The sequence below is a fragment of the Sediminibacillus terrae genome (assembly GCF_009602435.1).
Taxonomy (GTDB): Bacteria; Bacillota; Bacilli; order Bacillales; family Amphibacillaceae; genus Sediminibacillus; species Sediminibacillus terrae.
Map to the genome: position 1 here is coordinate 81,506 of NZ_VZDQ01000021.1, position 26,692 is coordinate 108,197.

The following is a 26,692-nucleotide window of genomic DNA, read 5'->3' on the forward strand; positions in this document are numbered from 1 at the left end:
ATCGCAGGAACAGCCTCATCCAGCTCAAGCGCTATCCATTCTATACTCCGTTCAACCTTCGAACTTGACGCTCCGGGAAGAAAGTAAGACAAAATAGCTTAGAACACCAAAGTAAACAGAAATGATTAAAGCGTGAAATAAGGCAGCTGTCAAATTAACCATGCTGAAAATCACTATTGCGCCCAATGCAACTTGGATGATCATCAGGAGGGATGCCGCCGTCCATCCCCAGAGCATTACGCGATTATGTTTATAACGCCGGTAAATCTTGACCAATAAGTATAATGTCCAAATAAATGCCAAGCCTGCGGCCAATCTATGTCCCATTTGAATCCATTGTGTAAAATGAAACTCGAGGGCAAAAGGTGTTCGATTATCGCAAAACGGCCAACTTTTGCATGCCAGGCTGGCATGAGCGTGACGGACCAGTGCTCCTGTATAGACAACGAGCAATATATAAATAAACAACCCGTAAAAGTGGCGGCGGATTCCTTTTTCGATGATCAGGGAACGTGCATCGAACTTCTGATCAATTTCGAAAATAAGCAAGGTAAGTAAAAACACTGCCGCAAAAGAAATCAGCGAAATGCCGAAGTGCATGGCAAGAACGAAATCTGACTGGGACCACAATACAGCAGCAGCACCGATCAAGCCTTGTAGTACTAAAAAGAAAATGGAAACAAATGATAGAAACTTCACTTCTCTGATATGACCGACATATTTCCATGACAGAACCGACAACAGCAGCACAATGATCCCTGCCGCCCCTGAAACAAGTCGATGACTCAGTTCAATAATCAATTCTGCAGAAAGCTCGCCTTCGCAAACAGGCCAGTTTGCTCCACAACCCATTCCAGAACCGGTTTTGGTTACCAGTGCTCCTCCGAGCAGGACGAGTATCATGGTAATCGTGGCAATGATAGATAAACTTTTAAGGAACTTAACCAAGGTTCCACCTCACAATCTTAGTGGAAGAGTATTTTAGGCTGTCAATCAGCCATCCAGATAACACGTCCAAACATACAAGGGTTATACTACCACGTTTGACAGCGATTTTCACTATAAAAAAATCAAAAAAAGCCTTGCATTGTTGATATTTGTTTGCTAGAAATAAATATGAGGATTTGATCGTCTTATTTATCGACACTGTAAGGGTTGATTCGACCGCAGTTTTGGCTCTTTCCTAATTGATTAAAGGCTTTTGTGCCTTTAATTTTATTTTGCCCTTGCGTTCACAAAATTGTCATCTTTTATTCAAGCTAAAAGCCGGTTTTACAGTGTTTAGTTAAATAGATTGAATTTCAAATCCGTGATACAATATGGATATAACCTGCGTAGTTGTTAAAAATAGGTTATACTAACAACGTTGACGATCAACCAATTTTGAAGAGATGAAATCAACTGAACGTTTTCATCCAGGCGTTTGATTGTAAAGGGAGCTGGAAGGAGGGTTGTAGGCTAGAATGAATAAAGTAGAAGCAACTTCTTCTCATGTAATAGGGAAGACAGACAGCGAAGACAAGTCTGCTCTCTGGGCGGATATAATGGCTCTCATTAAAGTAGGTATCATAAATTCCAATTTGATCACTGCTTTTGCCGGATTCTGGCTGGCGCTGTATTTTACTGGAGGCACTCTGTCGGATTATTGGGGCAGGTTGATCCTGATGGTGGCTGGTACGGCTTTATTGATTGCCGGCGGCTGCATACTCAATAATTATTACGATCGAGACATCGATCCAATCATGAAGCGGACGAAAAATCGTCCCACTGTTACCGGAAGCATCCCGCTGAAAGTGATTCTGTGGATGGGGATTTTTGCTTCATTGACAGGGGTTGTGCTCTTGTCGTTCACGACTTGGGAAGCAGCTTTGATAGGTGCTTTTGGATGGTTTGCCTATGTCGTTCTTTATACGATGTGGACGAAAAGAAGGTATACAATCAACACCGCTATCGGCAGTTTGTCAGGTGCAGTACCACCGGTGATCGGGTGGGCGGCAGTTGACCCAAGCCCGCATGCTGCGGCTTTTATTTTGTTTTTGATTATGTTTCTATGGCAGACGCCGCATTTTCTGGCGCTGGCCATTAAAAAATGTAAAGAATATAAAGCGGCGGGCATACCGATGCTTCCGGCCGTGCACGGTTTTGCCATCACGAGAAGACAAATGGTCATCTACGTCGCATGCTTATTGCCGTTGCCTTTTTACTTATTTTCACTGGGAAAGGTATTCTTGATCATTGCCGGACTATTGAATGCAGGCTGGCTGATTATGGGCATAAGCGGATTTTTCATGAAGAATAATAGGAAATGGGCAAACATCATGTTTGTTTATTCTTTGAATTATTTGATGATACTATTTGTAACCATGGTATTAGTAACGCTCCCGGGTGTTGTTAATTAATTTAGAATACGTTTGAAAAGTTCCATGATAATCAGCAGGTTGATACGGCTTGTTCGTACCTTGGCTTCAAATGTGTTACGGTGGATTTAACAAGCCGTCCTGCTTACATACTGACGGACTTACACCTGTGTATTCTAATTATTTAAATAAAAGGACACAAGAGAAAGAGAGGTATCATTTGAATGAAAGGTTGGATGGGAAAGTTCCGGGCACTCGGTATATTCGGTTTCTTGATGCTTGTATTGTCAGGCTGTGGAAAAGAAAATCTAAGTGCCTTAACACCTAAAGGTTATGGATCCAAAGCTGCCTTGAACCTTATCAATATTTCTTTGGGCGTCATGATATTTGTGTTTATCGTCGTCATGGTGATTTATGCAATCGTCATTGTTCGTTTCAGAAAGAAAAAAGGTCGCGAGGATTACATTCCACCGCAAACAGAGGGGAACAAAGCGTTGGAAGTGATTTGGACCGTTATCCCTATTATTTTACTTGTCATCATTGCGATTCCTACTGTCGCTATTACGTTTGATCTTGCAGACGAAAGCGCTGCAGATGAATCATTGAACGTGAATGTAACTGGTAACCAGTTCTGGTGGCACTTTAATTATGAAGGGGAAGAAATTCAAACAAGCCAGGACTTATATATCCCTACTGGTGAAAAAGTATATTTGAACATGAAAACCAGTGATGTACTTCACTCTTTCTGGGTGCCTGCGCTCTCCGGTAAAATGGATTTGCATCCAGAAAACGAAAATACCATGTATATTCAAGCCGATGAAGAAGGGGTTTACGATGGGAAATGTGCTGAATTTTGTGGTACATCTCATTCGTTGATGGACTTTAAAGTAATTGCTGTAAGTCCTGAAGAGTTCGACCAATGGGTGGAAGATATGCAAAATGTGGATCCGGAAGCACAACCGGAAACAGCTGACGCCCAGGAAGGACAACAATTATTCCAGGACAACAGTTGTATCGGCTGTCATGCGATTGGCGCATCTCCGGCTGCCACCGGTCCTAACCTGACAAACTTCGGTGACCGGACAACTTTGGCTGGCGTGAAAGAACATACCAAAGATAACATTGTTGATTGGATCATGGACCCTGAAAGCATGAAACCAGGAAACAAAATGGCGGATGCCAATTATGATGTCAGCCGTGAGGAAGCAGAAAAAATCGCTGACTATTTACTACAATTACAACCATCGGATATTACTCCTGAAAGTGCAGAGACAAACGAGTAAAAAAGGGATGGAAGAGGTTAAGGGAGGTTTAAAAGCGTGAGTACAGCAGTTGCGCAAAAAAAAGGCTTCGGCGCATTTATCTGGGATTACTTAACCACTGTCGATCATAAAAAGATTGCCCATTTATATTTAGTGGCTGGTGGTTTGTTTTTCCTGGTAGGTGGACTAGAAGCATTATTGATCCGTATTCAGCTAATAAAACCAGATAATGATTTTGTTAGCGCCGGTTTTTATAATGAGTTATTGACTATGCACGGAACGACCATGATTTTTTTGGCTGCAATGCCATTAATATTCGCTATCATGAATGCTGTCGTTCCATTACAAATAGGGGCTAGGGACGTAGCGTTCCCGTTTTTGAATTCGCTGGGTTTTTGGCTGTTCCTGTTTGGCGGTCTTATTCTTAACTGTGGCTGGTTCCTTGGAGGGGCTCCCGATGCAGGATGGACTGCCTATGCACCGTTATCAACGGTATCGCCGGGCCATGGTGTGGATTTCTATGTACTGGGTCTGCAAATATCCGGTGCAGGTACATTGATTGGGGGCATCAACTTCCTCGTCACCATTATCAATATGCGGGCGCCTGGAATGACTTACATGCGTATGCCGCTATTCACTTGGACGGCGCTTGTGACAAGCACACTGATTCTGTTTGCGTTTCCAGCACTGACAGTCGGCTTGTTTCTGTTAATGTTCGATCGTTTGTTCGGATCCGGATTCTTCAATGCCTCGATGGGCGGTAACTCGGTCATTTGGGAGCATTTGTTCTGGATATTCGGACACCCTGAAGTTTATATTCTGATTCTCCCTGCATTCGGGGTATTCAGTGATGTACTATCGACGTTCTCGAAGAAAAGACTGTTCGGTTACACAGCAATGGTATTTGCGACAACATTGATCGGTTTCCTGGGATTCATGGTCTGGGCGCATCACATGTTTGCAACCGGACTTGGACCGGCAGCCAACTCTATTTTTGCAATTGCAACAATGGCTATTGCGGTTCCGACAGGTATCAAAATCTTTAACTGGCTGTTCACCTTGTGGGGTGGTACCATCACCATCAACTCTGCTATGTTATGGGCGTTAGGGTTTATTCCTTCGTTTACGATTGGTGGAACGACAGGTGTTATGTTGGCAGCCGCAGCAGCAGACTATCAGTACCATGATACGTACTTTGTTGTCGCTCACTTCCACTATGTCATTGTCGGAGGGGTAGTGTTCGGCCTGTTCGCCGCCATGCATTACTGGTGGCCGAAAATGTTCGGCAAAGTTCTTAATGAAACATTGGGGCAAATTACATTCTGGACATTCTTTACCGGATTCCATTTGACATTCTTTATTCAGCACTTCCTAGGCTTGATGGGAATGCCTCGTCGTTACTGGACGTTCTTGCCGGGGCAGCATCTAGAAACAGGAAACCTGGTGAGCAGTATCGGCGCGTTTTTGATGGCAATTGGCGCTATTGTATTTGTCATCAATGTCATTTATACGTCGGTAAAGGCACCGAAAGTGAGCGGGGACCCGTGGGACGGCCGGACACTGGAATGGTCGATACCTTCGCCGCCGCCACATTACAACTTTAAACAAACGCCATTGGTGCGTGGACTTGATCCTTTATGGATTGAAAAAATGGAAGGACGGAAGGGCATCACTCCTGCAGAACCGCTGGATGACATCCATATGCCGAATCCATCCATTCTGCCATTTATCATGTCGCTCGGCCTGTTTATCGCAGGATTCGGTTTTATTTATCAGGTCGACAATTTGTCATACCTGTGGTTAGTGATTCTTGGCATGGGTATTACACTTGGTTGTATGTTGACCAGATCGGTGAAAGATGATCTTGGACATCACATCCATAAAGAAGATTTAGAAAAAGAGGGGGCTGAACAATAATGAGCGATCAAACATTGAATCCGGAAACAATGCCGGAACAGCCCGAAAGAGCTACATTGGAAGGTAAAAACAAATTTTTAGGATTCTGGTTTTTCCTAGGCGGGGAAACGGTTTTATTCGCAAGTTTGTTTGGTACTTACCTTGCATTGAGAAATTCGACTAATGATGGACCAGGTGCAGAAGAGTTATTCGGTCTGGAATTGGTATTTGTTATGACCATGCTGCTATTGACCAGCTCACTTACCAGTGTATATGCGATGTACCATATGAAAAACAATAGTTTCGGCAAAATGCAATTATGGCTGGGGATCACTGTCCTTCTGGGTCTTGGTTTCCTTGGTTGTGAGCTATATGAGTTTTATCATTACATCCATGGGGAAGGCTTCACACTTCGTTCCTCTGCGTTTGGGTCGGCCTTTTATACACTTGTCGGCTTCCATGGGGGCCACGTGACATTTGGTTTACTATGGATTATAGCCTTGATGGTGCGAAATGCAAAAAGAGGATTGAACTTATACAATGCACCCAAGTTCTATATCGCCAGTTTGTATTGGCACTTTATCGATGTTGTATGGGTATTTATCTTTACGGTTGTATATCTGATGGGGGTGATCTAAGCCATGGCCGAGAACACCAATATTCATGAAAATTACAAACGAAAGAAAAACAAGGAAGAAATGAAACAACAGGTTATCACCTTTGCATTGATGATTGTATTTACACTCATTGCATTCGGCATGGTGATGGCTGATCTGAGCAAGTTGTTTGTCATACCGGTTTTATTGGTACTGGCTGCAGTTCAAGTAGGATTTCAACTTTACTATTTCATGCATATGAGCCATAAGGGACATGAAATGCCAGCCCTGATGATTTATTCCGGAGCATTTGTTGCATTTATGACTGTCTTGACTCTATCTGTATTGATTTGGTGGTAAAACCTATAGGGCCCGGGAGCAAATTCCCGGCCCTTTTTTTGTTGTATAGGAATTTATCCAATTAATTGTCTGTGGAATTATTGGCTGAAACAGCCAAGACCAGCTCCAGCGTCTACCCCTCGAGTCTTAAGCATGTCGGAGGCCCAAAGGAAGTGGGACATGCAGGCGTTGCCACAGGATGTGGCGGCTATAGCCTGCGCTCCTTTAAACAGACGGTTGCACTTTTGTCCGTTTGTTCGTAACGATATGACCAACGTAGTGGATAGAAACTGCGACATCGTTGAATTTGTCTTCCTGACTTCTTCCATTCGTCGAATGGGGTTCGGCGCTGCGGAAATACCCTGCGCTTTCCGCGGGTGGCTGGTGAGCTTCCTCGAGCTGACGCTCTGCGGGATCTCACCGAGGCCTTTCCTCCCGCTGGAGTCTCCGGGTATTCCTCCGCTAGGAACGGCTTCCTGTTTAAATACACGTGTAGAATACTTTTTTTATTCATGGGACTCCACGCACTGTTTTATCAAAAGCCCTAGCTAGGAAAACAAGCAGCGAGACCAAGGACAGGTGAAAAGATGGAACTCTAACTGGCTTTTTATGAAAAGAATACACATTTCCTTTTAAGATGGCTTGTTGCTTCTTAAAGAAAAAGTCTATAGGGGATAGTCAGCATGCCTCTTAGCGCAGGTAGCATACGCAGACTCCAGCAGGAACAGCGCGAGCTGAAGATCCACTTGGTAAAGGGCTTTTCTTTGCCAAGTTAGCTGAAGCCGTGCACGCGGAAAGCGAAGTATGCCACCGAAGCGGTGGGTAACACGCTTTTTGAATAGGCAGTCCAACTTCCCATTACAGTTACTGCGCGGTTTATATCCAATGGGAACTTATCGCTACATTAGACGATGGTTATAGATTTTAAAAAACAGTGTAAACGCGATATAATGTAGGAGTGTACAGGAAAGATGTCAATCTGTTTTTAAATTGTCACAATACACGCTCAATAAGTTTACAGGATGCGTTATAATGGAAGAAGTAATTTTTTAGATGGAGTGAGGTTGCTATGTGGCTGGAATTACAAATTTTTGGTTTTCGTGCATTATGGAGTCCCTATTATTTGCTGTTCGTCATCGCCCTGGGCTTGATATATTATTTGATCACATTCACTTTCAGAGAGAAGTTCACTGATAAGGGTCGGCCAAGTCGAAAACAGCTGATCTATTTTTACACGGGATTAGTAATACTTTACCTTATCAAAGGATCACCAATCGATTTACTGTCCCATATCATGTTTACTTCCCACATGATACAAATGTCGCTGTATTATTTAGTTTTTCCGATTTTGATTATCAAAGGAATTCCAGAATGGATATGGAGAAACGTTTTTTCGGTGCCAGGGTTAAAGCAAGTTTTGCACCTTCTGACAAAACCGTTGATCGCATTGCTGTTGTTCAATGGGTTATTTTCCATGTACCATATGCCGGTTATTTTCGATTTCGCCAAAGCGAATGTAGTAGCTCATGCCGTCATCACGACGGTAATATTGTTAGCGGCGTTTCTGGTATGGTGGCCGATATTTACTCCTATCAAAGAAATGGACAAACTTTCCCCTTTGATGAAAATCGGTTATATATTTGCCAACGGGGTGTTGATTACACCGGCTTGCGGTTTAATCATTTTTTCTGGGCATTCGCTATATGCCACTTATAGTGAAACAAGTGGTTGGATTCAAGCAATGTCGCTTTGCGTTCCTCAATCCGTTTTAAATGGACTGCCTTTGACAGGACCGCAAATGTTTTCTCCGATACCCGTTTTGGAGGATCAGCAGCTAGGCGGGATTTTGATGAAAATCATGCAGGAAATTGTTTATGGGTTCGTCTTAGCGCGGATTTTCTTTGGCTGGTTCAATAAGAGTGTGGACAAGGTTGATCCGTTGCCATCCACTAATACAACTACAGAAGCATAAATCGTTTTCTATTCAGAACAGGGAGAGGTTAAAGTCTTATGCCGATATTGCCAACGATCAGCACGTTTTTTATTGTATTGAGTGCGGTACTTATTGCCATTGGCTGGTATCTTATTGCAAAAAACAGGTTCGCCGCTCATAAACGTACGATGATAGCAGCTGCAATTAGCGCTTTGCTATTTTTTATCATCTATATGTCCCGGACCATTTTTATAGGAAATACCAGCTTCGGCGGTCCTGATGACATCAAGCTATACTACACGGTATTCTTGATTTTTCATATTATCCTTGCAACAGTGGGAGCTGTTTTTGGAATAGTGACACTGACTTTGGCTTTTAAAAGAAAAATCAGGAAACACCGCAAAATAGGACCGGTTACGAGTATTATCTGGTTTTTTACTGCCATAACCGGTGTAGCAGTATATCTGCTTTTGTATATCTTTTTTGATGGCGGAGAAACTACAAGTATGATAAAAGCCATCCTCGGTTTATAAAATTTGTGGTGAATATCTGGAAAGGGGCTGTCCCGATTGTCATAAACATGATGGGGCAGCCCCTCCTTTTATAAAAATATGGAGAAGGATGAATCTGCAGGGTTATTTTGGCGGACAAATTTCATTCATTTCGTTCTTAAAGGCTGCTCTCACGTTTATTTCTTGGAATCCGATGGTATATAGGCTATATAAACATGTACGAAAGGATCGGTTCATGATGGATATAGAAAGTGCGCGGTTGCTAATAGAACCTATAACATTAGAAGAAGGCCAAATGCTTATTAAAAACCCAATGGAGTACTATTATGACAAACATATTCCCTATGATGTCGAATGGCCTCATTATTCATTGAAGGCTTTGCTTCCTTATTACTTGGAAGACTTGGAAAATGGAAAAGTGTCACTTGGCATGGGCCCGTGGATTATTCGCGACAAACGAAAGGGGCGGATTATCGGCGAGGCTGGATTTAGAGCTTTTGACGAACAAAAAAAGACGGCTGAACTCGGTTATAGGATTTTGCGAAAGAAACAAAATCAAGGATATGCGACAGAAGCTGTAAGTTCCCTGTGTCAATGGGCTTTCTATCAGCAAATCAAAAAAATCAGAGCTTGCTGTGACAAAGAGAACCTAGCTTCTCAGCGAGTACTTAAAAAGAATGGCTTCAAAAAGGTTGCCAATGAAAAAGGCATTTTAATATATGAAAAAAGAAGAGCTGTTCAAAAGAAGAGCATTCAAGGAACCAATTCCTTGTAAAAAATCGGCCTATCCAGAGTAAAAGGATAGGCCTTTTCAAATGCTTTTCCGTTAAATTTTAAAGTTCCATTTAATAATTCCGGCTTCTTTCGCTGAATTAAAAGCTATAACCAGTAAAGGTCCCAGGATAAAGCCGATGATTCCTATCAACTGGAGACCGAGGTACATGGCAATCAGTGTGGCTAAAGGGGAAAGTCCAATATGACGTCCCATTACTTTCGGTTCTACGGTCCTTCTGATTGCCAGCAGGATAATCGCCAATACTGCAAGCTGAATGCCCATGACCGTATCACCAGCCAAAAGCATATACAAGGCCCACGGACCAAGTATCACAATCGATCCGATGATCGGGATGAAATCGACCAGCCAAATGATAATAGACATGATTATAGCGACTTCCGGTGTTATATACAGAAGGCCGATTAGCGATACGACAAAAATGATGATGCTTACGAGAAATTGTGCTTTTAAAAATCCGAGGACGACATACGATAAACGAGCATTCATAAACTTGACTTTTTCTGCCGTTTCCTCTGTAAGGTGATTGTAAGACATAGCTTTTAGGCGCGGCAATTCAAGCATGAACAAAAATAATGCGATTAAGTAGACAAGCAGGCTGACGAGGTATTCCGGTACTTTCGCCGCTGCCGAAGCGATTTTGTCAAGTTCGAAATATTGTTTGACTTTTGTGCTCAGTAACTCAATGTTTCGTTTAAAACCATCCTTCACCTCTACTACAAAATCGGAAGGGAGATTTTCGGTGAAACGATCCATATCTGTTTCCCATTCTGTAAACTTGGTATTTAACTGGTTGACATAAGAAGGTGCATTTTCGGCAAAATTGACTACATGAGTAACAGCCCGTGTCACAAAATAAGTACCGACCAGACTAATGACAAGCAGAAAGATAAGAAATATGATCGTTACAGAAAATTTACGGTTCATTTTAAAGCGGTATTGGAGCCATCTGATGGCAGGGTTCAAAAACATGGCGGTTAGAAGAGCCAGAATCAAGGGAACGGATACCGGTAAAATGAAATACCCGGCAATGAGAATAAGTATTGCTGCTATAATTAATATCCATTGGCGTTTTGACAAGTAACGGAACAATTGGTTATGTATCTCCTTTCCAGCACGTGAACTATATGAATGCAGTTGCGACAAGCAGTTTTGTGAAGTAATAATGTATACAAAGAAAACTGCCCCCGGGCAGCATTACTGATTAAGGTTGGTAAGCAAGTGAACAAGAATGCTCTCTAAAGTTAATCATAACATGTTTTTTTGTAAGTTTGTTGAAAAAACAATTAACTTCTTGTGAACAAGAATAAGACTATTCAGCTGGGCTGAAAGGGGAGAAAAAACTGCCGGCAGCCAGCCGGCAGTTTCATCACATTATTTTGCAAAACTGTCCAATTCGTTTTTGGCTTTCGCCAGTAAACTTTTTGTGCGGTCGATGACACTCTCCGGAAAATCTTCTCCTTCGCCATATTCGACTCCATGAGGATAATAATGTTTTCCCAACAGAGGCGTCGAAAGTTTGATGACAGCATCTCCGCGGTCAACTTCTCCCTCGACAGCGTAGCCTTGGATTCTTATGTAATAAGTGATATTTTTCTCGGCAGACCCAATTTTATAATCGTATGTAACCCTTTCATAATCCCACTGACCGGCACGGACAAAAGCGATTTCGTCCATAAGATGGTCCAACGGTTTTAAATCCATGATCATTCCTTCGATTCCTGTTCCTTCTATTCTCATTACTTCCACCTCGCAAAAATTGTATATCTAACTTAATAATAGTATTTATTGCAGGAAGTTGCAATTATTATCGTATCGAGAATTCCAGTTCGACCATCTTTTAATAAAACTTTAATGGAGGTGAAGTTTTGTAATGGAAGTGCGATTTATATAAAAGGTTTAGGGGAAGAATAGCTACAGAGTGGGGAGTACCATTCATAACACAACTAGGAGGTACTGCAATGAAAAAACTTAAAGAGGTTATGACAACCGATCTTTCTGTTTGTTCAGCAGATGATACGTTGACAGAGGCTGCCAAAATCATGACCGACCATAACGTCGGTGCTGTTCCCGTATGCGGGACCGATCGGGAATTACTTGGAATGATTACGGATAGAGACTTGGTTGTACGCGGATTGGCGAAGGAGAAAAGCCCTTCGTCCAAAGTAAGTGATGTAATGAGTGGGAAACTTTACTCTGTAGCTCCTGATGCTTCTGTTCAAGAAGCAAGCAGCTTAATGGCGGAAAAGCAAATTCGTCGTCTGCCGGTTGTTGAAAACGGTAAGCTGGCAGGAATGGTCTCGCTTGGAGATTTGGCCTTGGAGGAAAAATCCAATTTAGCGGCCGGCCATGCTTTGGAGGAAATTTCCGAGCGGCCGGAACTTCACTGACTTTTCACGTATGATGGAACAGACTGTCCCCAGAAAGGAAACGGGGACGGTCTGTTTTAGATTGTACGGTACGAAGTGATAAAAGATGGAGGGGATTCGTTCAACTATCCAAGGAGAAAATGGATTTCCTCAATTTCTTTTCATAAAGTAAGATTTCGATTATTATAATTACTTAACAGGCAAAAAAGGAGTTTAAAGGGCTATGAGAGGAATCGGAAGGTTGATTGTGCTGGTACTGATCGCGGCGGGGGTTTTTTATTTAGTCAAAATAGGGGACTTTAACCCTGATGAAGCGGTACAGAAAGTAGAACAAAAATTAAAGACGAAAGAAACGGAGATGGAAAGCAAAACCACTCCGGATCATTTCACATCGAACATTAACTTAGAGGGTGATTTGTACAGCAGAATCGGGGAGTCAACGGATGCATTGCAGAAAAAGCTGGGAAAACCTGTTCGTAAAGATAAAAGCTCCTATGGATACGACTGGTGGGTCTATACAAACAAAGAAAATCAATATATGCAATTTGGTGTGGAAGATGGACATGTTGTCACTATCTTCGCCACAGGGGATGACTTATCGATCGATCCGGTCAGCATCGGACAAACCTATGAGGAAGCAGCAGCACATTTCGAATTTGCCAAAGAAGTATCTATATCCGAAGGAGTCACTTCCTATAGATTCCAGTTGACAGAAGATGAATTAGCAGTTCGTCCACTCGTAAAACTGGACAAGCAAACTTATATGCAGTTATATTTTGATACATTCACGGAAAAACTATCCTCTGTCAGGGTAGTTACCAAAGATATCTTATTGAAACAGCGACCATATGAAATTTACTACCGCGGTAAGCTGCCAGAGAAACCGGAGTTGACTGATACAGAATGGGAAGAAGTACAAAAAGGAATGGAACAACAAATATTCGATATCACCAATGTCATCAGGAAACGCCACGATAAAGGAGCGCTCAATTGGGATGATCCTATTGCGGAGGTCGCCTTTTCGCACAGTAAGGACATGTCGGACAATAACTATTTCTCCCACTATTCCCAAAACGGAGAAGGGTTGAAGGAGCGGCTTAGCGAACATGACATCTATTATCTGTCAGCTGGTGAGAACATAGCTGCCCAATACACTGACGGACCTGCTGCTGTCGAAGGTTGGCTGAATAGTGAAGGTCATCGTGAGGCTCTGTTGAAGGAGGGTTATACCCACTTAGGTGTCGGTGTCTATCGGTATTATTATACGCAAAATTTCATGCAGAAGCCTTAATATAGAGATAAGGGGAAGCAGCAAAACGATTGTTTTCCAAAGTGAAAACCGGACGATAATTCGAATTCAAGCAATCGATGTCGTCCGGTATTTCTAGTTTTGTAACAACTGTGCACATATACGTACACAATGCAGGTTGCTTTCTTTCCACACAGAGGATGGATGTAATTCCAGCTGACAGACACTTGTCCTCCATGGGTATTTCACACGTTTTTTCAGCCTTTCATATAATGGAGGAAAAGGATATGGGGAGCAGGTGATTGTCAATGAGTGATTTGCATCCTTCTATACGAGAATTTAAGACGTTCGTTAAAAAGCATCCGGGGCTAATAAAGGAAGTCAATCAAAACGGAAAGTCATGGCAGGATTTTTATGAAATGTGGATTCTGCTCGGGGAAGAAGATGAAAAGTGGAAGGAATTCCAACCGGGAAATCTGAAAGGGGCTCAGAAAAAAGGGGAGTCTGAAACAGATGATTCTCAAGGTAAGCAGCAACAGCTTGCTAGTCAGTTTATGCAAATGATCGAGAAGGTAGATTTAAACAAAGTGCAGGGCCATATGCATCAATTAAATGGTGCGATAAACAATATCCAGACATTGATCGGCCAGTTTCAAGAGTTTAAAAAACAATCTCCTGCAAAAAACTCTATGCTGCATCAGACACCTTGGAGTAAAGATTAGGAGGGGTAGCATTGCAGCCAGCCATTTATCAGCAGCTTACGAACCGGCCAGACTTGAAGCATTTTATCAGAATGAATCCTGAATGGTACCGGAAATTGACTCGAAACCCGGAAGAAGTTACCGAACTGGAAAAAGCAGCAAAAGCTTTTTACGGGAAAACAATTCCGCAGCGGATCGAACGGTTGAGTGGACAAATGCAAATGATTTCGATGCTTATCCAGATGGCCGGATCCATGAAGGATTGAAAAAGGCTCTTTTCGCATACATTGTTGCTTATTAATCAGCACATTTGACAGAAACTGCGACATCGTTTGAATTTTTCTTCCTAACTTCTTGCATTCGTTGAGTGGGAGTTCGACGCTGCGGAAATACCCTGCGCTTTCCGCGGGCGGCTGGTGAGCTTCCTCGAGCTGAAGCTCTGCGGGATCTCACCGAGGCCTTTCCTCCCGCAGGACAGGTGTTTTCGGTGGGACGAGTAATCGCAGTCCCAAGGAAGGCTGCGGCAGCGATGCATCGCACGAAGAAAATTGTTTTGTATTTTCGAGGAGTCTCCGGGTATTCCTCCGCTAGGAACAGCTTTCTGTTTAAAAAAGCGTGTACTAGGCATTTCATTTTTCCAGGCGCTGTATCAACAAAGACATAGCTAGGAAAACAGACAAAAAGTCCAAGAACAGGAGAAAAGCGGGAATTACAACTGTCTTTTATGAAAAGAAGTACACATTTCCTGACAAACGTTTTTAAGATGGCTTGTTGGTTCTCAAGGAAAAAGTCTACGTTTCCGTTAATCAGCATGCTCCTTAGCGCAGGGAGCATACGCAGACTCCTGCGGGAACAGCACGAGCTGAAGATCCACTTGGTAAAGCGGTTTTCTTTACCAAGTTAGCTGAAGCCGTGCCCGCGGAAAGCGAAGTATGCTACCGAAGTGTTGGTTAGCACGCTTTTCCTCCCATTACGGCTACTGCGCAGGTACTTTTATGTGCAAGAGCAAAAATTTATAAGAATCCGCCTTGTAACACATTATACGTTTGAGACAAGCCATAATTTGTTGGTCCTTTATCCTTGCAAGTCATATGAATGGTCCATAATCCGGTTCTACATTACTAAAACGACTGATTCCGCTTTTCATTTCAGTCCATTGTTGATATTATATAGGATATGGAGGTGGATACAGTGTTTGCCACTTTAGAGTTAGTAGATATTATAGATAAGTCTGAAGCACTTGGCCAAATGATTCTTCAATCCGATGTCATGGAAAAGTACCATCAGCAAAAAAGACAGCTGGAAGAGGATGATGAAGCACAAAAACTGATTGCTTCCTTCAATCGTATGAAAGAACAGTACGAAGATGTTCAGCGATTCGGAAGGTATCATCCGGATTATAATCAAATTATGAAGGATGTCCGTGCTTCTAAAAGGGAAATGGACATGAACGAAAAAGTTGCTTCGTTTAAAATAGCTGAACGCAATTTACAGCAATTTCTCGATGAAATAAGTGATTTGGTTGCCCATAGCGCCAGCCAGCAGGTGAAAGTTCCCAAGGACGGCGCAGCACTACAGGACAGTGGATGCGGCTGTGGAAGTGGCGGAAGTTGTGGCTGTCAAGCTTCATAATTATAAATGAGTGGCTGGACCTCTTTGCCGAAGGATAGGTCCAGCCTTTCTATTTCAGGGGATATTGCTGGGTGCGAAATATTCTGATAAAATGGACATAAATCAGTAATAAGCGAGGATCCTATATGAGAACAAAAAGACAAGGATTGATTGTTTGGTTCCAACATATGAAAAACATCAAACAAATCAAACGATTCGGTCATTTAATATACGTATCAAAGCAGCGAAAATACGCTGTGGTTTATGTGGACCAACTGGAAGCAGAGGAAACGGTGGATAGACTGAATAAATTGCCGTTCATATCCAAAGTGGATTTTTCATATAAACCTTACGTCAATACCGAATTCGAAAATGCCAAAATGGACAAAGCGAAAGAATACGATTATAAAATGGGTATTTAAAAAACATCCTGGCCGGACTCTCGGCAGGATGTTTTTTTGCGATGATAACAGCTTTGACTTGCGAGCTTACTGTTCAATAAGCAGGATATGGACACCCTGTTGTTAGTGGATTTTCAGCAGACGGTTCATATGAAATATTCCGATCAGATACTGAAAATATAACGATTTTTCATGAAATTCGGCAGATGATTTGACCACTAAGGATTTAATTTCATGCCCCTGTTCGGAAGCTGCCTTTTTGAATAATTCATATCTTTTGCTCAGAGTCGTTTCCGGATCGGGGACGCCTTCCATGCAAATATAAATGGGCTGGAATTCGCCTTGTTTGGAAGGTTGCATGATGAGAGCCGGCGAAGTTACCTTCCTGCCACTTTTTTCTGTCCTGAGGGAAACGAAGTGTGTAATCCTGTCAGTCATGTTTTCCGCTAGTTCACAAAGTTCATATATATCGGCGTAACCCTCTCCAAGTTCAATTAATCGTTGAATCATTTGTTCACCTCTCTTCCCTAATACTTTAGCATGGGAGAAAGCCATTGCAAATACCATCCTATAAGGAGAGGTCATAAAAAAAGCCTGCAGATTAATCTGCAGGCCCTTTTTGTTCTCTGAATAGAAAACAAAAAGGCAAAGGGAGAGGAGAAACCGGAAGAAGAACTTATGGGGAAACGTAAGCCTTCTCCGTGTTCTGAAGCAGCCGTCAGGATAGCCAGCTGCTTCACTACGTTAGTATGGACGGATTGAAAAAATATATACACTCTCACCGAACAATATTTTAAAGTAAGGAATATTTCCGCAGAATCCTGTTTTATGGTAGGATGGAGGTCGAATATAAAGCGAAGAGGTGGACACGGATGAGAGTAATTTCCGGCAAATATAAAGGAAGGCAATTAGATCCAGTGCCAAACCGGCTGACCAGGCCAACCACGGATAAAGTGAAGGAAGCTTTGTTTCAAATTATCGGGCCGTTCTTCCAGGGAGGGAATTGTTTAGATTTGTTTGCTGGTTCGGGCGGACTCGGGATTGAAGCATTGAGCCGGGGAATGGAAAAAGCGGTATTTGTCGATAAGCAGCCAAAAGCTATCCGGACTATTCACGACAACCTTCGCACCCTGGTACTCGAGGACGCTGCGGAAGTATTTCGTACTGATGCTTTCATGGCCATGAAAGCGGCGGGCAGGCGCGGACTTCAATTTGATGTCATCTTTTTGGATCCACCCTACGGTAAGGTTTCCTATGAGAAATTATTGGAAGCTGTAGATACATATCACCTGGCGACGCAAAAAGGCTTGATTGTCTGCGAACATGAAAACAGAGAAAAACTGCCCGATCAATATGCAGGTTTTTCACGAAGGCAGACGGAAGTTTACGGAAGTACTACCAGCATTACTATCTATCAGCGGAAGGAGCAATAGGTATGGAACGACTTGCTATATGTCCGGGAAGCTTTGATCCCGTCACCTATGGACATCTGGATATAATTCAGCGGGGAGCAAAGGTATTTGATAAAATCATCGTGACCGTTTTTAACAATCAATCGAAATCTCCGCTATTCTCTGTAGAAGAAAGAATCGAATTATTAAAGGAAGTTACCCGTGACATAAAAAATGTAGAAGTGGATTCCAGCAGTCAGCTGTTAATGGAATATGCCAAACAGAAGAGAGCTTCGGCGATAATTAGAGGGCTGCGCGCAGTCAGCGACTTCGAGTATGAAATGCAAATAACATCCATGAATCGCAAGTTGAATGATGACATTGAAACGTTTTTTATGATGACGAACAATGAATATTCTTTTTTAAGTTCAAGCATGGTAAAGGAAGTTGCCAAATATCAGGCTAATGTATCTGATTTGGTTCCAAATGCCGTGGAACTTGCCCTCCGGCAAAAATTCAAATAAGTGAAAGTGGCTGTGCCATCGCCGAACAGGCAAAAAGATATGTGACACAGCCTTTCCGATACATTTCACTTTGTCAACGAATTAGCCGTCTAAGCAGGATCAGTGCTCCGCATGCCAGGGACAACAGGGTGATCAACGGTCCGTATTGTTGAAGCGGTTCAAAGGCAAGGAGCCAGTCCTGGCCGTTTGAGGCTGCGAAAACAGGAATGCCGGATCCTGAAGAGGAAGCCAATTGGTCTAGGTACAGAGGCTTGAATAAAAAGATGGCCAGCGTGCTGGCAAAAATACCATGCAGGATTCTGGCAAAGAAATATGGTGTGAAGCGAATGTCACTTTCGGCAAGTATGCTTGCGACTTGCGCCTGAACCGAAAATCCATTGAATGCCAGGATAAAACTCACTACAATGACCGCTGGCAGCATGTTTGGCAAATTCGTACCCGAAATCATTTGGGCACCGAGGGTGATTTCGAACAGTCCTGAAAAAAACGGAAGTGCCAGTTCTCCTGGAATGCCAACCATTGTGAAACCCAGGGAAATACTGGCTGCAAGGATTTTAGAGATGCCGATCAAGAATATCAGTTTATTGAACACGGAAAACATGATGATGAATCCACCTATCATCAATAATGTTTGAATGGATTGGATGACGGCATCACCGAATATTTTCCCGAATGGACGAGAGTCCTGCAGTCTTGTACGGTGAAGTGCCTGCAAAGCATAGAATATGGATACACGTTGTTTTTCTTCTCCCCGCTCTTGCTTGTCACGGCCGTAAAAACGCATGCAGAGCCCGACAAGTGTATTCCCCCCGTAATGGCATACTGCCAGTAAAATCCCCAATTGGGCATCATGAAAAAAACCGACAGAAACGGCTCCAAAGATGAATAAAGGGTTTGAAGCATTCGTAAAGGAGACGAGTCGCTCTGCTTCTGTCTTTGTCAATTGTTCTTCCTGCCGGAGTCGCGTGGTAAGTTTAGCTCCGGATGGATAACCGCTGGCCATCCCCATTGCCCAGACGAAACTTCCGGACCCTGGTACATTGAAAAGTGGACGCATGATGGGTTCACACAGAACACCGATGAAACGGACAACCCCAAACCCGATTAATAGCTCTGCAGTGATAAAGAAAGGAAGCAGAGAAGGAAACACAATTTCCCACCACATGTTCAGTCCCCGTATACTTGCTTCCAGTGTCTGATCTGGAAAAGTAATTAGTGCAGCTGCGAGGAACAAAGCTGTTCCGGCAAACAAAATCGATTTTATTTTAGATTTCAATACCCCGGCCTCCCAGTTGGTGAGCTTACCACATTTCTGTACTTCTATTAGGGGAAATAGTAGAATATGAATAGCTCCTATAGTACAAGCAATCCTTTAACAATATACGCTCATAGTTCTTGGTTTTATGCCATAATATAGGTAAAAACATTCAGGTTAAAGGGGCGTTGCAGGGTGGATCCGTCTATAGGATTGGCGTTGGGTTCTGGAGGGGCGAGAGGATTCGCCCACTTGGGTGTTTTAAAAGCATTGACTGACAAAGGGATTGCGATTGATTGTATAGCAGGAAGCAGTATGGGCGCACTGGTAGGTGCATTGTATGCATCTGGTCAGAGACTGGAAAGCTTGTATCAGCTTGCCCGGACTTTTAAAAGAAAGTACTTTTTGGATTTCACGCTTCCGAATATGGGTTTTTTGCAAGGGGACCGAATCAAGGAATATATCCGTTTGTTTACCTTTGATAAAAATCTGGAACAATTCGATATACCGATCGGTATAACCGCGACAAATTTATTCGATGGAAGTAAAAAAGTGTTTACAAAAGGAAATGCAGCAGATGCTGTCAGGGCGAGTATATCGATACCAGGCATATTCGTTCCGGTAAAAATAAACGGGCAGTTATTTGTTGACGGGGGAGTGGTTGATCGTGTGCCGGTCTCGGTTGCCAAACAGCTGGGAGCGGATGTCGTGATCGGCGTCGATTGTGCTCATTTTACGGTTAATACCGAGGTGGAATCCATTTATGATGTCATTATTCAAAGTATCGATATAATGCAGGATGAGCTGGTCAACGCAACGGGTGCTCAAGCAGATATTCTGTTGAAACCGGACGTATCTGCCTATAGCTCCCGTGCATTCAAAGATATTGAAGCGATAGTCGATGAAGGAGAGCGGGAGACACTGCGCAAAATGCCGGAGATTGTCCGCAGCATCGAAGATTGGAAGGAGAAAAAGGGATGAAATTCAATAAAAAAACTCTGATTCCCGCAATCATTGTAATAATCATTGCGGCTTTTTTGGTTAGCTACCGGTTACCGTATTATATATATAAACCGGGCGGAGCCGATGCATTGAACCCAATTGTAGAAGTAGCCGGCGGGTTCGAAAGTGAAGGCGATATGCATTTGGTGACTATCAGGGGAGGACAAGCAACCCCGTTACAATACTTATGGGCTTCCATACGTCCCCACCAGGATATTGAACCGATTGACGAAGTGTTTCCTGAAGGAATTTCACAGGATGAGTACTTTCAGGCCCAGCTGCAGATGATGGAAAGCTCACAGGAAGCTTCCACGGTTGTTGCTTATCAAGCGGCCGGCAAACAAATAGATATTGAATACGAAGGTGTCTATGTAGTGGCGGTGATTGAAGGGATGCCTGCAGAAGGTAAGCTTAAAGCAGGAGACAAAATTGTTGAAATGGACGGCCGCAGACTTGAATCATCGGAAGAATTGATCGATTATGTATCAAGTAAAAAAGCCGGTGACCAAATAGAAGTCACAGTGGAAAGAGAAGAAGAAACCGTCAAAAAAACGATTGAATTGGAAGAATTTCCAGGACAGGAAAAGATAGGAGTCGGTATTCAATTAGTTACCAACCGCAATGTAGAAGTAGAGCCGGAGCTTAAGTTTGCGAGCGGTAATATTGGCGGCCCGAGTGCTGGTTTGATGTTCAGTTTGGAAATTTACGACCAACTGACGGAAGACGATTTGACGAAAGGCCATCAAATCGCGGGTACAGGAGAAATTAATTATGAAGGGAAAGTAGGCCGTATTGGCGGTATAGACAAAAAAGTAATAGCTGCAGACAAGGAAGGCTGTGAAGTATTTTTCGCTCCAAATGAAGAGGGGGCGGAAGACTCCAATTATAAGGTTGCTGCAAAAACAGCAGAGGAGATTGGAACGGATATGGAGATTGTGCCTGTCGATACGTTTGAGGATGCATTGAACTATCTCGAGGAAATGGATGGCTAAACGGCTGTCACGATTAAAAGAGCCGGAAAAAACATGAAAGTAAAGCAAAAACCGAACGATGTTCGAAATGTAATCATTCGAACCCGTTCGGTTTTTTGATTTAGCCTCTCCAGTTCGTTGCTTATAAAGGAAAGAATGTATCAATGTCAGTAGATGTCCGGCTCCAGCGCCTACCACCTTGAGGTCTCAAGCAAAGCCTTTTTGTGGAAAAGAAATTTCGATGCGATGCTCGCCTTAAGTCTGCGGACGCCCGCACGATGTGTTTCATGCAGGCGTTTCCCCAGGAAGGACGTGGCGAATGCAGCCTGTACTCTTTTAAAGACGTTTGCGCTTTTCTAAAGCGAGTCTACGTTCTGCCATTAGAGTTTTCAAGATGGTACTAAATCGGACTTTTATTCATTGGCTGCTATGTAAGGAGAGACCAATTCCTGTCGGCGCAGCTTACTTCTTGTATCGTTACTGGAGACACTGTAATAGGCGTTTGAAGCTTTTTCATCTATCGCGGCAAGCTGGGTCTTCTGCTTCTTTAACTGAGAAACCAGCGGAACGCCGATTTCTTTTCGTTTATGGTTCAAGTAAGCCCGTCCCGTTTCATTCATTGCCAATATCCGAAGATGCGGGACGTGGTCCGTGTTTAACAAAGGCTGAATCGTTTGTTTTTGATTATTAAGCAACAAGTGAACGAAGATCCGTTGCAATCTTGTCCAAGTGTATCGTTTTGTTTTTAGTGCTCTCATCCACTCGACAAAGCTATCTGCTTTGGCAGCAGTTTCTTTCAACCGATATTCCAAGCCCTCCTCGACACCGTGGATTTGTCGTATTTCTTCAGCCTGCATGGTAAGGATGCGGTATTGAAGGAGATCGAAGTAATCTTGCCAATTATGCCACAAACCGGCTTCCTGCTTGTAGTCCAGCAGGATTTGCCGCACTGGCTCGGGCAGCGTTTTTTTGACTGTTTCCGTAATCGCCTGATGCTGATGCAGCTCGTTTCTTATGCTGGTTGCGCTTGCGATGGAATGGTTGATTTCCGGATCGTGATAATCGTTGTGCACACGTTTGATCGTTAATGCATCCATGGATAAATCATATTCTTTGATTGCTTTCACATAGCTGTAACCAAGGATATTGTTCGGCCGGGACAAGTCGATCGTTCCCGAATGCAATCCGATTGCCTGGTAAGCAGACCTGCTTGCCTCGGGAAAAGAGAGCCCCTCTGTTAACGACCGCTTTAGTTGCTGGTCATATTTCTTCCTGTTTTGGCTGAAACGGTCATACGCCTGGATAAAAGGGTCGATTTCACCATGTTCGCTTCCGAAACAAACAGATTCGACCTTCAATTCCTCCAAAGTAAGCAAAGCTCCTTTTGCAAATAAATCGCTGTTTTGCACAGCGAATACTGCTGGTAACTCGATGACAAGATCGACACCGCACTGAACTGCTGCTTTTGCACGGTGAAACTTGTCGATTATTGCCGGCTCGCCCCGCTGCAAAAAATTACCACTCATAACAGCCACTATGCAGTCGGCTGCGGTTTTTTTCCGCGACTTTTGCAAATGATAGAGATGTCCAAAGTGAAACGGATTGTATTCCACTATCAGTCCACAAGCGTTCATGCGATCCAACTCCCTGTTAATGGTTTGTTTTCATTTTACCAAATCAATTGTCCCTCTGCAGTTTAATTTGGTTGTCAAAGGAGAATATGTTAGTATACTAGAATATGATTTTCTTGCATGTGTTTGATTTGGAATAAAATAAGCTCTGTAAAGAAAAAATATTGACAAATGCCAGAATACCTTTTAAAATATTTTTTGTTGCCTTGAGGTGATATCAATGAAATTTTCTCTTCAAAAGTTGAAGATGGCCGGGACGGAAGGCTATTCATTTGAAGACCATGTAGATATTTCTGAAATAGAAGAAATGAACAATGATATTCGGAAAATTGATCCTGTATTGGTCAAGGGTCGAGCAACCACACAGGGGAACGAAATTACCTTTCATTTTTCGATTGACGGAGAAATGATTCTTCCTTGCGCCAGAACTTTAGTGGATGTTCCTTATCCATTTCACATTGATGCTTTGGAAGTTTTTTCTGCATCACCATATTACCAAGAAGAGGATGAATCAGAAATTCATCCTGTTGATGGAGAAATGCTTGACTTAAACCCTTATATAAAGGAAAATGTTTTATTGGAAGTACCATTCCGTGTATTTTCCGATGATCCGAAGGTGCAGGAAAATGCTCTGACGGAAGGGGAAGGCTGGGAATTGCAAACCGAGGGTAAATCGGAAGAAAAAGTCGACCCGCGTCTGGAAAAACTGCAATCATTGCTGAACAAAAATGATCAAGAAGAAAATCGCTGAAGATAGCTTTTCAGCTTCATCTTTGCCTTATTACGATGAGCGGAAAAATAGTGTTTCTATTTTTTCTTCCAGATAAGGAATGATTTTCGTTACTAGTTGAAGGAGGTGTAAGACATGGCAGTACCAAAAAGAAGAACTTCTAAAAAAGTCAAAAACCAACGCCGTACGCATAAAAAACTGCATGTACCGGGTATGATTGAGTGCTCTAACTGTGGTGAATACACAAAACCGCACCATGTTTGCAAAAATTGCGGACATTATGACGGAAAACAAGTGGTTGAGCAATAATATCATCAATAGGCGCCATTATAAGGGAATCACCTTTTGAACTAGCTATACGGCAGTTTGAAAGGTGATTTTTTTTTGGGTATTAATCGTGAACCATTGTGTGGCAAAAGACCGTCACTTCGAGGCTTTTCTTCAAAGGGGTTTCCGTAATCACGGGCAAAAGTGTTTCTATAGGGGATGCCTTTGAGCATACAGCGTAGGTAGTGGCCTTTTGTCATCAAAGAAAAATAGAACGGACAATTTTATTCTATCATTCCTATCTATTGCATACATTGATAGCAAACCGTATACAGGAGGGATGATATGAACAATACGAGACAGGACGCTTGGAGTCAGGATGAAGATGTCCTGCTTGCCGAGACTGTTCTTCGTTATATTAGGGAAGGGAAGACTCAACTCGAAGCTTTCAAGGAAGTTGCCAATCGTTTATCCAGAACCCCGGCTGCTTGCGGCTTCCGTTGGAATGCATCGGTAAGAAAACAGTATCAGCAGGCCATCCAGCTTGCAAAACAAGAGAGAAAGCAGGCGGATCATTTTCCTGTCTATCAACCGGAATTAAAAAACACTGGCAAGGATTCCGGCTTCGAAGCCGCCATTTCCATGCTGGAAAAGCTCCGGCACAATTATGAATCAGCCAACAAGCAATCAATTGATACAGAAATTCAGCAGCTTAAATCAGAAAATGATCAATTGAAAGAACGACTGAAAAAATATCAGGATGCTTGGAATGAAATTGGTGATATATGGAAAAGGGTGGAAAACCCGGAGGGGAAACGACAGGTTAATTAGAAGTTCAAAGAAGTTTAAAAGAGCCGTCTTCAAGAGTCTGCCACAGGCAGTACTCAATCAGGACGGCTTTATCATTGTGCTTCATGAAACACTTTGCTCGGATACACCTTCAGGAGTCCAAATTAATGGATTTTCTCCCAGGTCTCTTTCCATATTATATTTTGCTTTCTGAAAGCCCATCTTCTCCCAGAAACCATGAGAATTGATTCTGGGGTTCGTTTTAATCGGCAGTTGATATTCTTTTGCGAAATCGACCAGTCGTCTCCCGTATCCTCGTCCCTGGTAATCGGGCAATACTTCCAGCTTCCACAATTCAAGATAATCCTGCGGGGGAGTAAAGTACTGATCATATTTTGCATTTACTTTATACAGGCTCATCCTGGCAACTAAAGCGTTTCCATAATAAATGCCGAAAAAAGGAGATTCGCTGTCATTTTCAATAATGTTGCTTTCTAAATCCTCGAGCATGGAAAGTTCCTGGTTTCCATACTCTTTAAAACGCTTGAACTTTTCGAGCGTCTTGTAATTGACCAAGAGTCTTTCTACCTTGACTTGATGCATTCCCATTTCCCCTTTCCTGCTATTGAACTGGCTGCACCCAATTCCCTTTAAGAAGCTTACCGTTACAGTTGGAAAGCCTTCTTGATATCTTATCGCTTCCACCTTTATTATAGTATAAAAGTTTTCAGAATGAAACGAATTGTATTAATTTACTGGTAAGCGGAAAAGTATTGCAGATATTTTGCGCATTCTCTGCTACAATCCTATTAGTTGGATTTATTGGAGGTAACCAAATGAAAGTCGGATTAATTGGCGGAGGGGCTGTCGGTCTTGTTACTGCTGCCCGTTTGACAAGTGGGGGGCATCAAGTAACGGTATATGTGAGAAGGGAAGAGCAAAAACACGCTATCAATGAGTATGGAATCCTTCTGTTGCCGGATACCAAGAAATTCGAAGTCTCCGCATTGCTGTTAAAAGAGTTGAGAGAAGAAGATGTACTAATGATTGCGGTGAAACAATATCAGCTACCGGAAATCCTCCCCATTCTGCAATCCCATCCACACGTTCCGATGATTTTTTTGCAAAATGGAATGGGGCATCTGGAACTGCTCAAGCCGTTGGAGGATAGTCATTCTGTGTTCCTTGCCGTGGTTGAATATGGCGCTATGAAGCATGACGATCATACCGTCGAACACACCGGAGAAGGGTTATGTAGAATGGCTTCGATTAGTGAACCCTCTTCAACAAGCAGCCGGATTGCAGACAGGCTGGCGACACCCTCCTACCCGATAATTGTGGAAGAGGACTGGCACGATATGTTGGCGCAAAAACTGATAGTAAATGCAGTCATCAATCCGCTAACTGCATTGTTTCGGATTAAGAATGGAGACCTGCTTGAGAATGGGCATCTTTTGTGGCTAGCTGAAAAATTGTGCGGGGAAACGTGCGGAGTACTCGGGTTGAGCAAGGAAGATTCGTGGTTAAGAATTAAGAGGATAGCTTATCAAACAAAGGAGAATCATTCATCCATGTGCAAGGATATAGAAGCTGGTAGAAGGACGGAAATAGATGCGATTTCTGGTTACATACTAAAAAAGGATAAGTGCGGACTTGATTATACGTCTTTTATCTATCACAGCATAAAAGCTTTGGAGATGGACACAGGGGGATGGAAGGATGATTGATTTGATGGTCTGGTTGTTCGCCTTTAGTGTGACGCTTCCTGTGGTCATTTCCTGGCTGTTGTATACCATTGTAAGAAAACTAAGCAACAATCGCTTGAAAGCACTTCATGTTTCGGTTAATTACACAACGCTATTATATATTCTATCAGTAGGAGTCATTTTTTATCATTTATACGGCACAACTTTTTATGGATACATTTTTATCTTTCTCGTTGTGCTCCTCGGCTTTTTTATCGTCATGCAATACAAAGCCAAGGGAGAAGTGCTGTTTCTGATCGCTTGGAGACGGTTTTGGAGGCTTAGCTTCCTTCTCTTCACACTGCTTTACTTTCTGCTAGTCATATACGGTATAACTGCAGGGATTCTTTCCGTGTAAACATAATAAG

The 26,692-nt window shown here is 42.8% G+C and carries 30 protein-coding genes; 23 read left to right on the forward strand and 7 right to left on the reverse strand.

From position 1 onward, the window contains the following. Positions 1-51: 51 nt before the first annotated feature. The gene (locus tag F6X55_RS06455) at positions 52-948 is read right to left on the reverse strand and encodes a COX15/CtaA family protein (RefSeq protein WP_153462486.1); all 897 of its coding nucleotides are present in this window, start codon (positions 946-948) and stop codon (positions 52-54) included. A gap of 515 nt (positions 949-1,463) precedes the next feature. Here F6X55_RS06455 and cyoE point away from each other — a divergent pair. The 8 genes from cyoE (at position 1,464) to F6X55_RS06495 (ending at position 9,670) form a co-directional block, all read left to right on the forward strand. Next, entirely contained in the window at positions 1,464-2,399 is a 936-nt protein-coding gene (cyoE, locus tag F6X55_RS06460; RefSeq protein ID WP_026570488.1) for a heme o synthase, read from the forward strand. Positions 2,400-2,581: 182 nt separating this feature from the next. Beyond that, positions 2,582-3,640 (forward strand): cytochrome c oxidase subunit II, encoded by a 1,059-nt coding sequence (gene coxB / locus F6X55_RS06465; protein WP_026570487.1) that lies wholly within the window; start codon positions 2,582-2,584, stop codon positions 3,638-3,640. 36 nt (positions 3,641-3,676) lie between these two features. Continuing rightward, positions 3,677-5,536, forward strand: coding sequence for a cytochrome c oxidase subunit I (gene ctaD / locus F6X55_RS06470; RefSeq protein WP_026771403.1), 1,860 nt, complete (start codon positions 3,677-3,679; stop codon positions 5,534-5,536). After that, a complete protein-coding gene (locus F6X55_RS06475) occupies positions 5,536-6,153 on the forward strand; it encodes a cytochrome (ubi)quinol oxidase subunit III (RefSeq protein WP_035426733.1) in 618 nt (205 codons plus the stop codon). The genes ctaD and F6X55_RS06475 overlap by 1 nt, the downstream gene beginning before the upstream one ends. Positions 6,154-6,156: 3 nt before the next feature. Next, positions 6,157-6,471, forward strand: coding sequence for a cytochrome c oxidase subunit IVB (gene ctaF / locus F6X55_RS06480; protein WP_026570484.1), 315 nt, complete (start codon positions 6,157-6,159; stop codon positions 6,469-6,471). 1,048 nt (positions 6,472-7,519) lie between these two features. Then, positions 7,520-8,422 carry a cytochrome c oxidase assembly factor CtaG gene (ctaG, locus tag F6X55_RS06485; protein WP_026570483.1) on the forward strand — a complete coding sequence of 301 codons (903 nt, stop codon included), beginning with the start codon at positions 7,520-7,522 and terminating at the stop codon, positions 8,420-8,422. 38 nt (positions 8,423-8,460) lie between these two features. Further along, on the forward strand, positions 8,461-8,916 hold the full coding sequence (locus F6X55_RS06490; RefSeq protein WP_026570482.1) for a DUF420 domain-containing protein: 456 nt from the start codon (positions 8,461-8,463) through the stop codon (positions 8,914-8,916). Positions 8,917-9,133: 217 nt separating this feature from the next. Beyond that, on the forward strand, positions 9,134-9,670 hold the full coding sequence (locus F6X55_RS06495) for a GNAT family N-acetyltransferase (protein WP_268744587.1): 537 nt from the start codon (positions 9,134-9,136) through the stop codon (positions 9,668-9,670). 51 nt (positions 9,671-9,721) lie between these two features. Here F6X55_RS06495 and ytvI read toward each other — a convergent pair whose 3' ends face one another. Together ytvI and F6X55_RS06505 are read right to left on the reverse strand one after the other, a co-directional pair. Continuing rightward, complete coding sequence (ytvI, locus tag F6X55_RS06500) at positions 9,722-10,780, reverse strand: sporulation integral membrane protein YtvI (protein WP_026570481.1); 1,059 nt, start codon at positions 10,778-10,780, stop codon at positions 9,722-9,724. A 282-nt stretch (positions 10,781-11,062) separates the two neighbouring features. Beyond that, positions 11,063-11,428, reverse strand: a complete 366-nt coding sequence (locus F6X55_RS06505) for a YugN family protein (RefSeq protein ID WP_026570480.1) — start codon at positions 11,426-11,428, stop codon at positions 11,063-11,065. A gap of 221 nt (positions 11,429-11,649) precedes the next feature. Here F6X55_RS06505 and F6X55_RS06510 point away from each other — a divergent pair, with 221 nt between their 5' ends. The 6 genes from F6X55_RS06510 to F6X55_RS06535 all read left to right on the forward strand — a co-directional run bounded on the left by F6X55_RS06510 (position 11,650) and on the right by F6X55_RS06535 (position 16,040). Further along, positions 11,650-12,078, forward strand: coding sequence for a CBS domain-containing protein (locus F6X55_RS06510; protein ID WP_026570479.1), 429 nt, complete (start codon positions 11,650-11,652; stop codon positions 12,076-12,078). 202 nt (positions 12,079-12,280) lie between these two features. Then, on the forward strand, positions 12,281-13,348 hold the full coding sequence (locus F6X55_RS06515; RefSeq protein ID WP_026570478.1) for a CAP domain-containing protein: 1,068 nt from the start codon (positions 12,281-12,283) through the stop codon (positions 13,346-13,348). Positions 13,349-13,614: 266 nt separating this feature from the next. Next, positions 13,615-14,028: a spore coat protein YlbD gene (gene ylbD / locus F6X55_RS06520; RefSeq protein WP_051382037.1), complete on the forward strand. Its 414-nt coding sequence runs from the start codon at positions 13,615-13,617 to the stop codon at positions 14,026-14,028. Between the two features lie 11 nt (positions 14,029-14,039). Continuing rightward, the gene (locus tag F6X55_RS06525) at positions 14,040-14,273 is read left to right on the forward strand and encodes a YlbE-like family protein (protein WP_026570477.1); all 234 of its coding nucleotides are present in this window, start codon (positions 14,040-14,042) and stop codon (positions 14,271-14,273) included. Positions 14,274-15,198: 925 nt separating this feature from the next. Then, positions 15,199-15,639: a YlbF/YmcA family competence regulator gene (locus tag F6X55_RS06530; protein ID WP_026570476.1), complete on the forward strand. Its 441-nt coding sequence runs from the start codon at positions 15,199-15,201 to the stop codon at positions 15,637-15,639. 125 nt (positions 15,640-15,764) lie between these two features. Continuing rightward, positions 15,765-16,040, forward strand: a complete 276-nt coding sequence (locus F6X55_RS06535; protein WP_026570475.1) for a YlbG family protein — start codon at positions 15,765-15,767, stop codon at positions 16,038-16,040. 102 nt (positions 16,041-16,142) lie between these two features. Here F6X55_RS06535 and F6X55_RS06540 read toward each other — a convergent pair whose 3' ends face one another. Next, complete coding sequence (locus F6X55_RS06540; RefSeq protein WP_026570474.1) at positions 16,143-16,529, reverse strand: DUF7147 family protein; 387 nt, start codon at positions 16,527-16,529, stop codon at positions 16,143-16,145. A gap of 326 nt (positions 16,530-16,855) precedes the next feature. Here F6X55_RS06540 and rsmD point away from each other — a divergent pair, with 326 nt between their 5' ends. Beyond that, positions 16,856-17,452 carry a 16S rRNA (guanine(966)-N(2))-methyltransferase RsmD gene (gene rsmD / locus F6X55_RS06545; protein WP_153462488.1) on the forward strand — a complete coding sequence of 199 codons (597 nt, stop codon included), beginning with the start codon at positions 16,856-16,858 and terminating at the stop codon, positions 17,450-17,452. A gap of 2 nt (positions 17,453-17,454) precedes the next feature. Then, the gene (gene coaD, locus F6X55_RS06550) at positions 17,455-17,934 is read left to right on the forward strand and encodes a pantetheine-phosphate adenylyltransferase (RefSeq protein ID WP_153462490.1); all 480 of its coding nucleotides are present in this window, start codon (positions 17,455-17,457) and stop codon (positions 17,932-17,934) included. Positions 17,935-18,007: 73 nt separating this feature from the next. Here coaD and ylbJ read toward each other — a convergent pair whose 3' ends face one another. Further along, a complete protein-coding gene (ylbJ, locus tag F6X55_RS06555) occupies positions 18,008-19,210 on the reverse strand; it encodes a sporulation integral membrane protein YlbJ (RefSeq protein ID WP_153462492.1) in 1,203 nt (400 codons plus the stop codon). Between the two features lie 174 nt (positions 19,211-19,384). Here ylbJ and F6X55_RS06560 point away from each other — a divergent pair, with 174 nt between their 5' ends. Together F6X55_RS06560 and F6X55_RS06565 are read left to right on the forward strand one after the other, a co-directional pair. Next, a complete protein-coding gene (locus tag F6X55_RS06560; RefSeq protein WP_026771400.1) occupies positions 19,385-20,170 on the forward strand; it encodes a patatin-like phospholipase family protein in 786 nt (261 codons plus the stop codon). Beyond that, a complete protein-coding gene (locus F6X55_RS06565; RefSeq protein ID WP_026570469.1) occupies positions 20,167-21,183 on the forward strand; it encodes a SepM family pheromone-processing serine protease in 1,017 nt (338 codons plus the stop codon). Before F6X55_RS06560 ends, F6X55_RS06565 begins: the two co-directional genes overlap by 4 nt. A 392-nt stretch (positions 21,184-21,575) precedes the next feature. On the opposite strand, the gene F6X55_RS06570 is transcribed toward F6X55_RS06565, so the two are convergent. Then, the gene (locus tag F6X55_RS06570) at positions 21,576-22,796 is read right to left on the reverse strand and encodes a nucleotidyltransferase (RefSeq protein ID WP_153462494.1); all 1,221 of its coding nucleotides are present in this window, start codon (positions 22,794-22,796) and stop codon (positions 21,576-21,578) included. A 217-nt stretch (positions 22,797-23,013) separates the two neighbouring features. On the opposite strand from F6X55_RS06570, the gene F6X55_RS06575 reads away from it, so the two are divergent. The 3 genes from F6X55_RS06575 (at position 23,014) to F6X55_RS06585 (ending at position 24,621) form a co-directional block, all read left to right on the forward strand. Beyond that, positions 23,014-23,544 (forward strand): YceD family protein, encoded by a 531-nt coding sequence (locus F6X55_RS06575; RefSeq protein ID WP_026570467.1) that lies wholly within the window; start codon positions 23,014-23,016, stop codon positions 23,542-23,544. A 114-nt stretch (positions 23,545-23,658) separates the two neighbouring features. Beyond that, entirely contained in the window at positions 23,659-23,832 is a 174-nt protein-coding gene (gene rpmF / locus F6X55_RS06580; RefSeq protein ID WP_026570466.1) for a 50S ribosomal protein L32, read from the forward strand. Positions 23,833-24,135: 303 nt separating this feature from the next. Next, positions 24,136-24,621, forward strand: coding sequence for an RsfA family transcriptional regulator (locus F6X55_RS06585; RefSeq protein WP_026771398.1), 486 nt, complete (start codon positions 24,136-24,138; stop codon positions 24,619-24,621). Positions 24,622-24,702: 81 nt separating this feature from the next. Here the strand turns inward: F6X55_RS06585 and F6X55_RS06590 are convergent, their stop codons facing one another. After that, positions 24,703-25,182 carry an N-acetyltransferase gene (locus tag F6X55_RS06590; RefSeq protein WP_026570464.1) on the reverse strand — a complete coding sequence of 160 codons (480 nt, stop codon included), beginning with the start codon at positions 25,180-25,182 and terminating at the stop codon, positions 24,703-24,705. A 233-nt stretch (positions 25,183-25,415) separates the two neighbouring features. On the opposite strand from F6X55_RS06590, the gene F6X55_RS06595 reads away from it, so the two are divergent. Then, complete coding sequence (locus tag F6X55_RS06595; RefSeq protein ID WP_026570463.1) at positions 25,416-26,306, forward strand: 2-dehydropantoate 2-reductase; 891 nt, start codon at positions 25,416-25,418, stop codon at positions 26,304-26,306. Next, positions 26,299-26,682, forward strand: coding sequence for a DUF3397 family protein (locus tag F6X55_RS06600; RefSeq protein WP_026570462.1), 384 nt, complete (start codon positions 26,299-26,301; stop codon positions 26,680-26,682). Before F6X55_RS06595 ends, F6X55_RS06600 begins: the two co-directional genes overlap by 8 nt. Positions 26,683-26,692 lie beyond the last annotated feature (10 nt).

Bases quoted from the DNA above. Each gene is read 5' to 3' on its own strand.
- cyoE (WP_026570488.1), top strand. From the start codon at position 1,464: ATGAATAAAGTAGAAGCAACTTCTTCTCATGTAATAGGGAAGACAGAC.
- coxB (WP_026570487.1), top strand. From the start codon at position 2,582: ATGAAAGGTTGGATGGGAAAGTTCCGGGCACTCGGTATATTCGGTTTC.
- F6X55_RS06475 (WP_035426733.1), top strand. From the start codon at position 5,536: ATGAGCGATCAAACATTGAATCCGGAAACAATGCCGGAACAGCCCGAA.
- ctaF (WP_026570484.1), top strand. From the start codon at position 6,157: ATGGCCGAGAACACCAATATTCATGAAAATTACAAACGAAAGAAAAAC.
- ctaG (WP_026570483.1), top strand. From the start codon at position 7,520: ATGTGGCTGGAATTACAAATTTTTGGTTTTCGTGCATTATGGAGTCCC.
- F6X55_RS06490 (WP_026570482.1), top strand. From the start codon at position 8,461: ATGCCGATATTGCCAACGATCAGCACGTTTTTTATTGTATTGAGTGCG.
- F6X55_RS06495 (WP_268744587.1), top strand. From the start codon at position 9,134: ATGGATATAGAAAGTGCGCGGTTGCTAATAGAACCTATAACATTAGAA.
- F6X55_RS06505 (WP_026570480.1), bottom strand. From the start codon at position 11,428: ATGAGAATAGAAGGAACAGGAATCGAAGGAATGATCATGGATTTAAAA.
- F6X55_RS06510 (WP_026570479.1), top strand. From the start codon at position 11,650: ATGAAAAAACTTAAAGAGGTTATGACAACCGATCTTTCTGTTTGTTCA.
- F6X55_RS06515 (WP_026570478.1), top strand. From the start codon at position 12,281: ATGAGAGGAATCGGAAGGTTGATTGTGCTGGTACTGATCGCGGCGGGG.
- ylbD (WP_051382037.1), top strand. From the start codon at position 13,615: ATGAGTGATTTGCATCCTTCTATACGAGAATTTAAGACGTTCGTTAAA.
- F6X55_RS06535 (WP_026570475.1), top strand. From the start codon at position 15,765: ATGAGAACAAAAAGACAAGGATTGATTGTTTGGTTCCAACATATGAAA.
- F6X55_RS06540 (WP_026570474.1), bottom strand. From the start codon at position 16,529: ATGATTCAACGATTAATTGAACTTGGAGAGGGTTACGCCGATATATAT.
- rsmD (WP_153462488.1), top strand. From the start codon at position 16,856: ATGGAGGTCGAATATAAAGCGAAGAGGTGGACACGGATGAGAGTAATT.
- coaD (WP_153462490.1), top strand. From the start codon at position 17,455: ATGGAACGACTTGCTATATGTCCGGGAAGCTTTGATCCCGTCACCTAT.
- F6X55_RS06565 (WP_026570469.1), top strand. From the start codon at position 20,167: ATGAAATTCAATAAAAAAACTCTGATTCCCGCAATCATTGTAATAATC.
- F6X55_RS06570 (WP_153462494.1), bottom strand. From the start codon at position 22,796: ATGAACGCTTGTGGACTGATAGTGGAATACAATCCGTTTCACTTTGGA.
- F6X55_RS06575 (WP_026570467.1), top strand. From the start codon at position 23,014: ATGAAATTTTCTCTTCAAAAGTTGAAGATGGCCGGGACGGAAGGCTAT.
- rpmF (WP_026570466.1), top strand. From the start codon at position 23,659: ATGGCAGTACCAAAAAGAAGAACTTCTAAAAAAGTCAAAAACCAACGC.
- F6X55_RS06585 (WP_026771398.1), top strand. From the start codon at position 24,136: ATGAACAATACGAGACAGGACGCTTGGAGTCAGGATGAAGATGTCCTG.
- F6X55_RS06590 (WP_026570464.1), bottom strand. From the start codon at position 25,182: ATGCATCAAGTCAAGGTAGAAAGACTCTTGGTCAATTACAAGACGCTC.
- F6X55_RS06595 (WP_026570463.1), top strand. From the start codon at position 25,416: ATGAAAGTCGGATTAATTGGCGGAGGGGCTGTCGGTCTTGTTACTGCT.
- F6X55_RS06600 (WP_026570462.1), top strand. From the start codon at position 26,299: ATGATTGATTTGATGGTCTGGTTGTTCGCCTTTAGTGTGACGCTTCCT.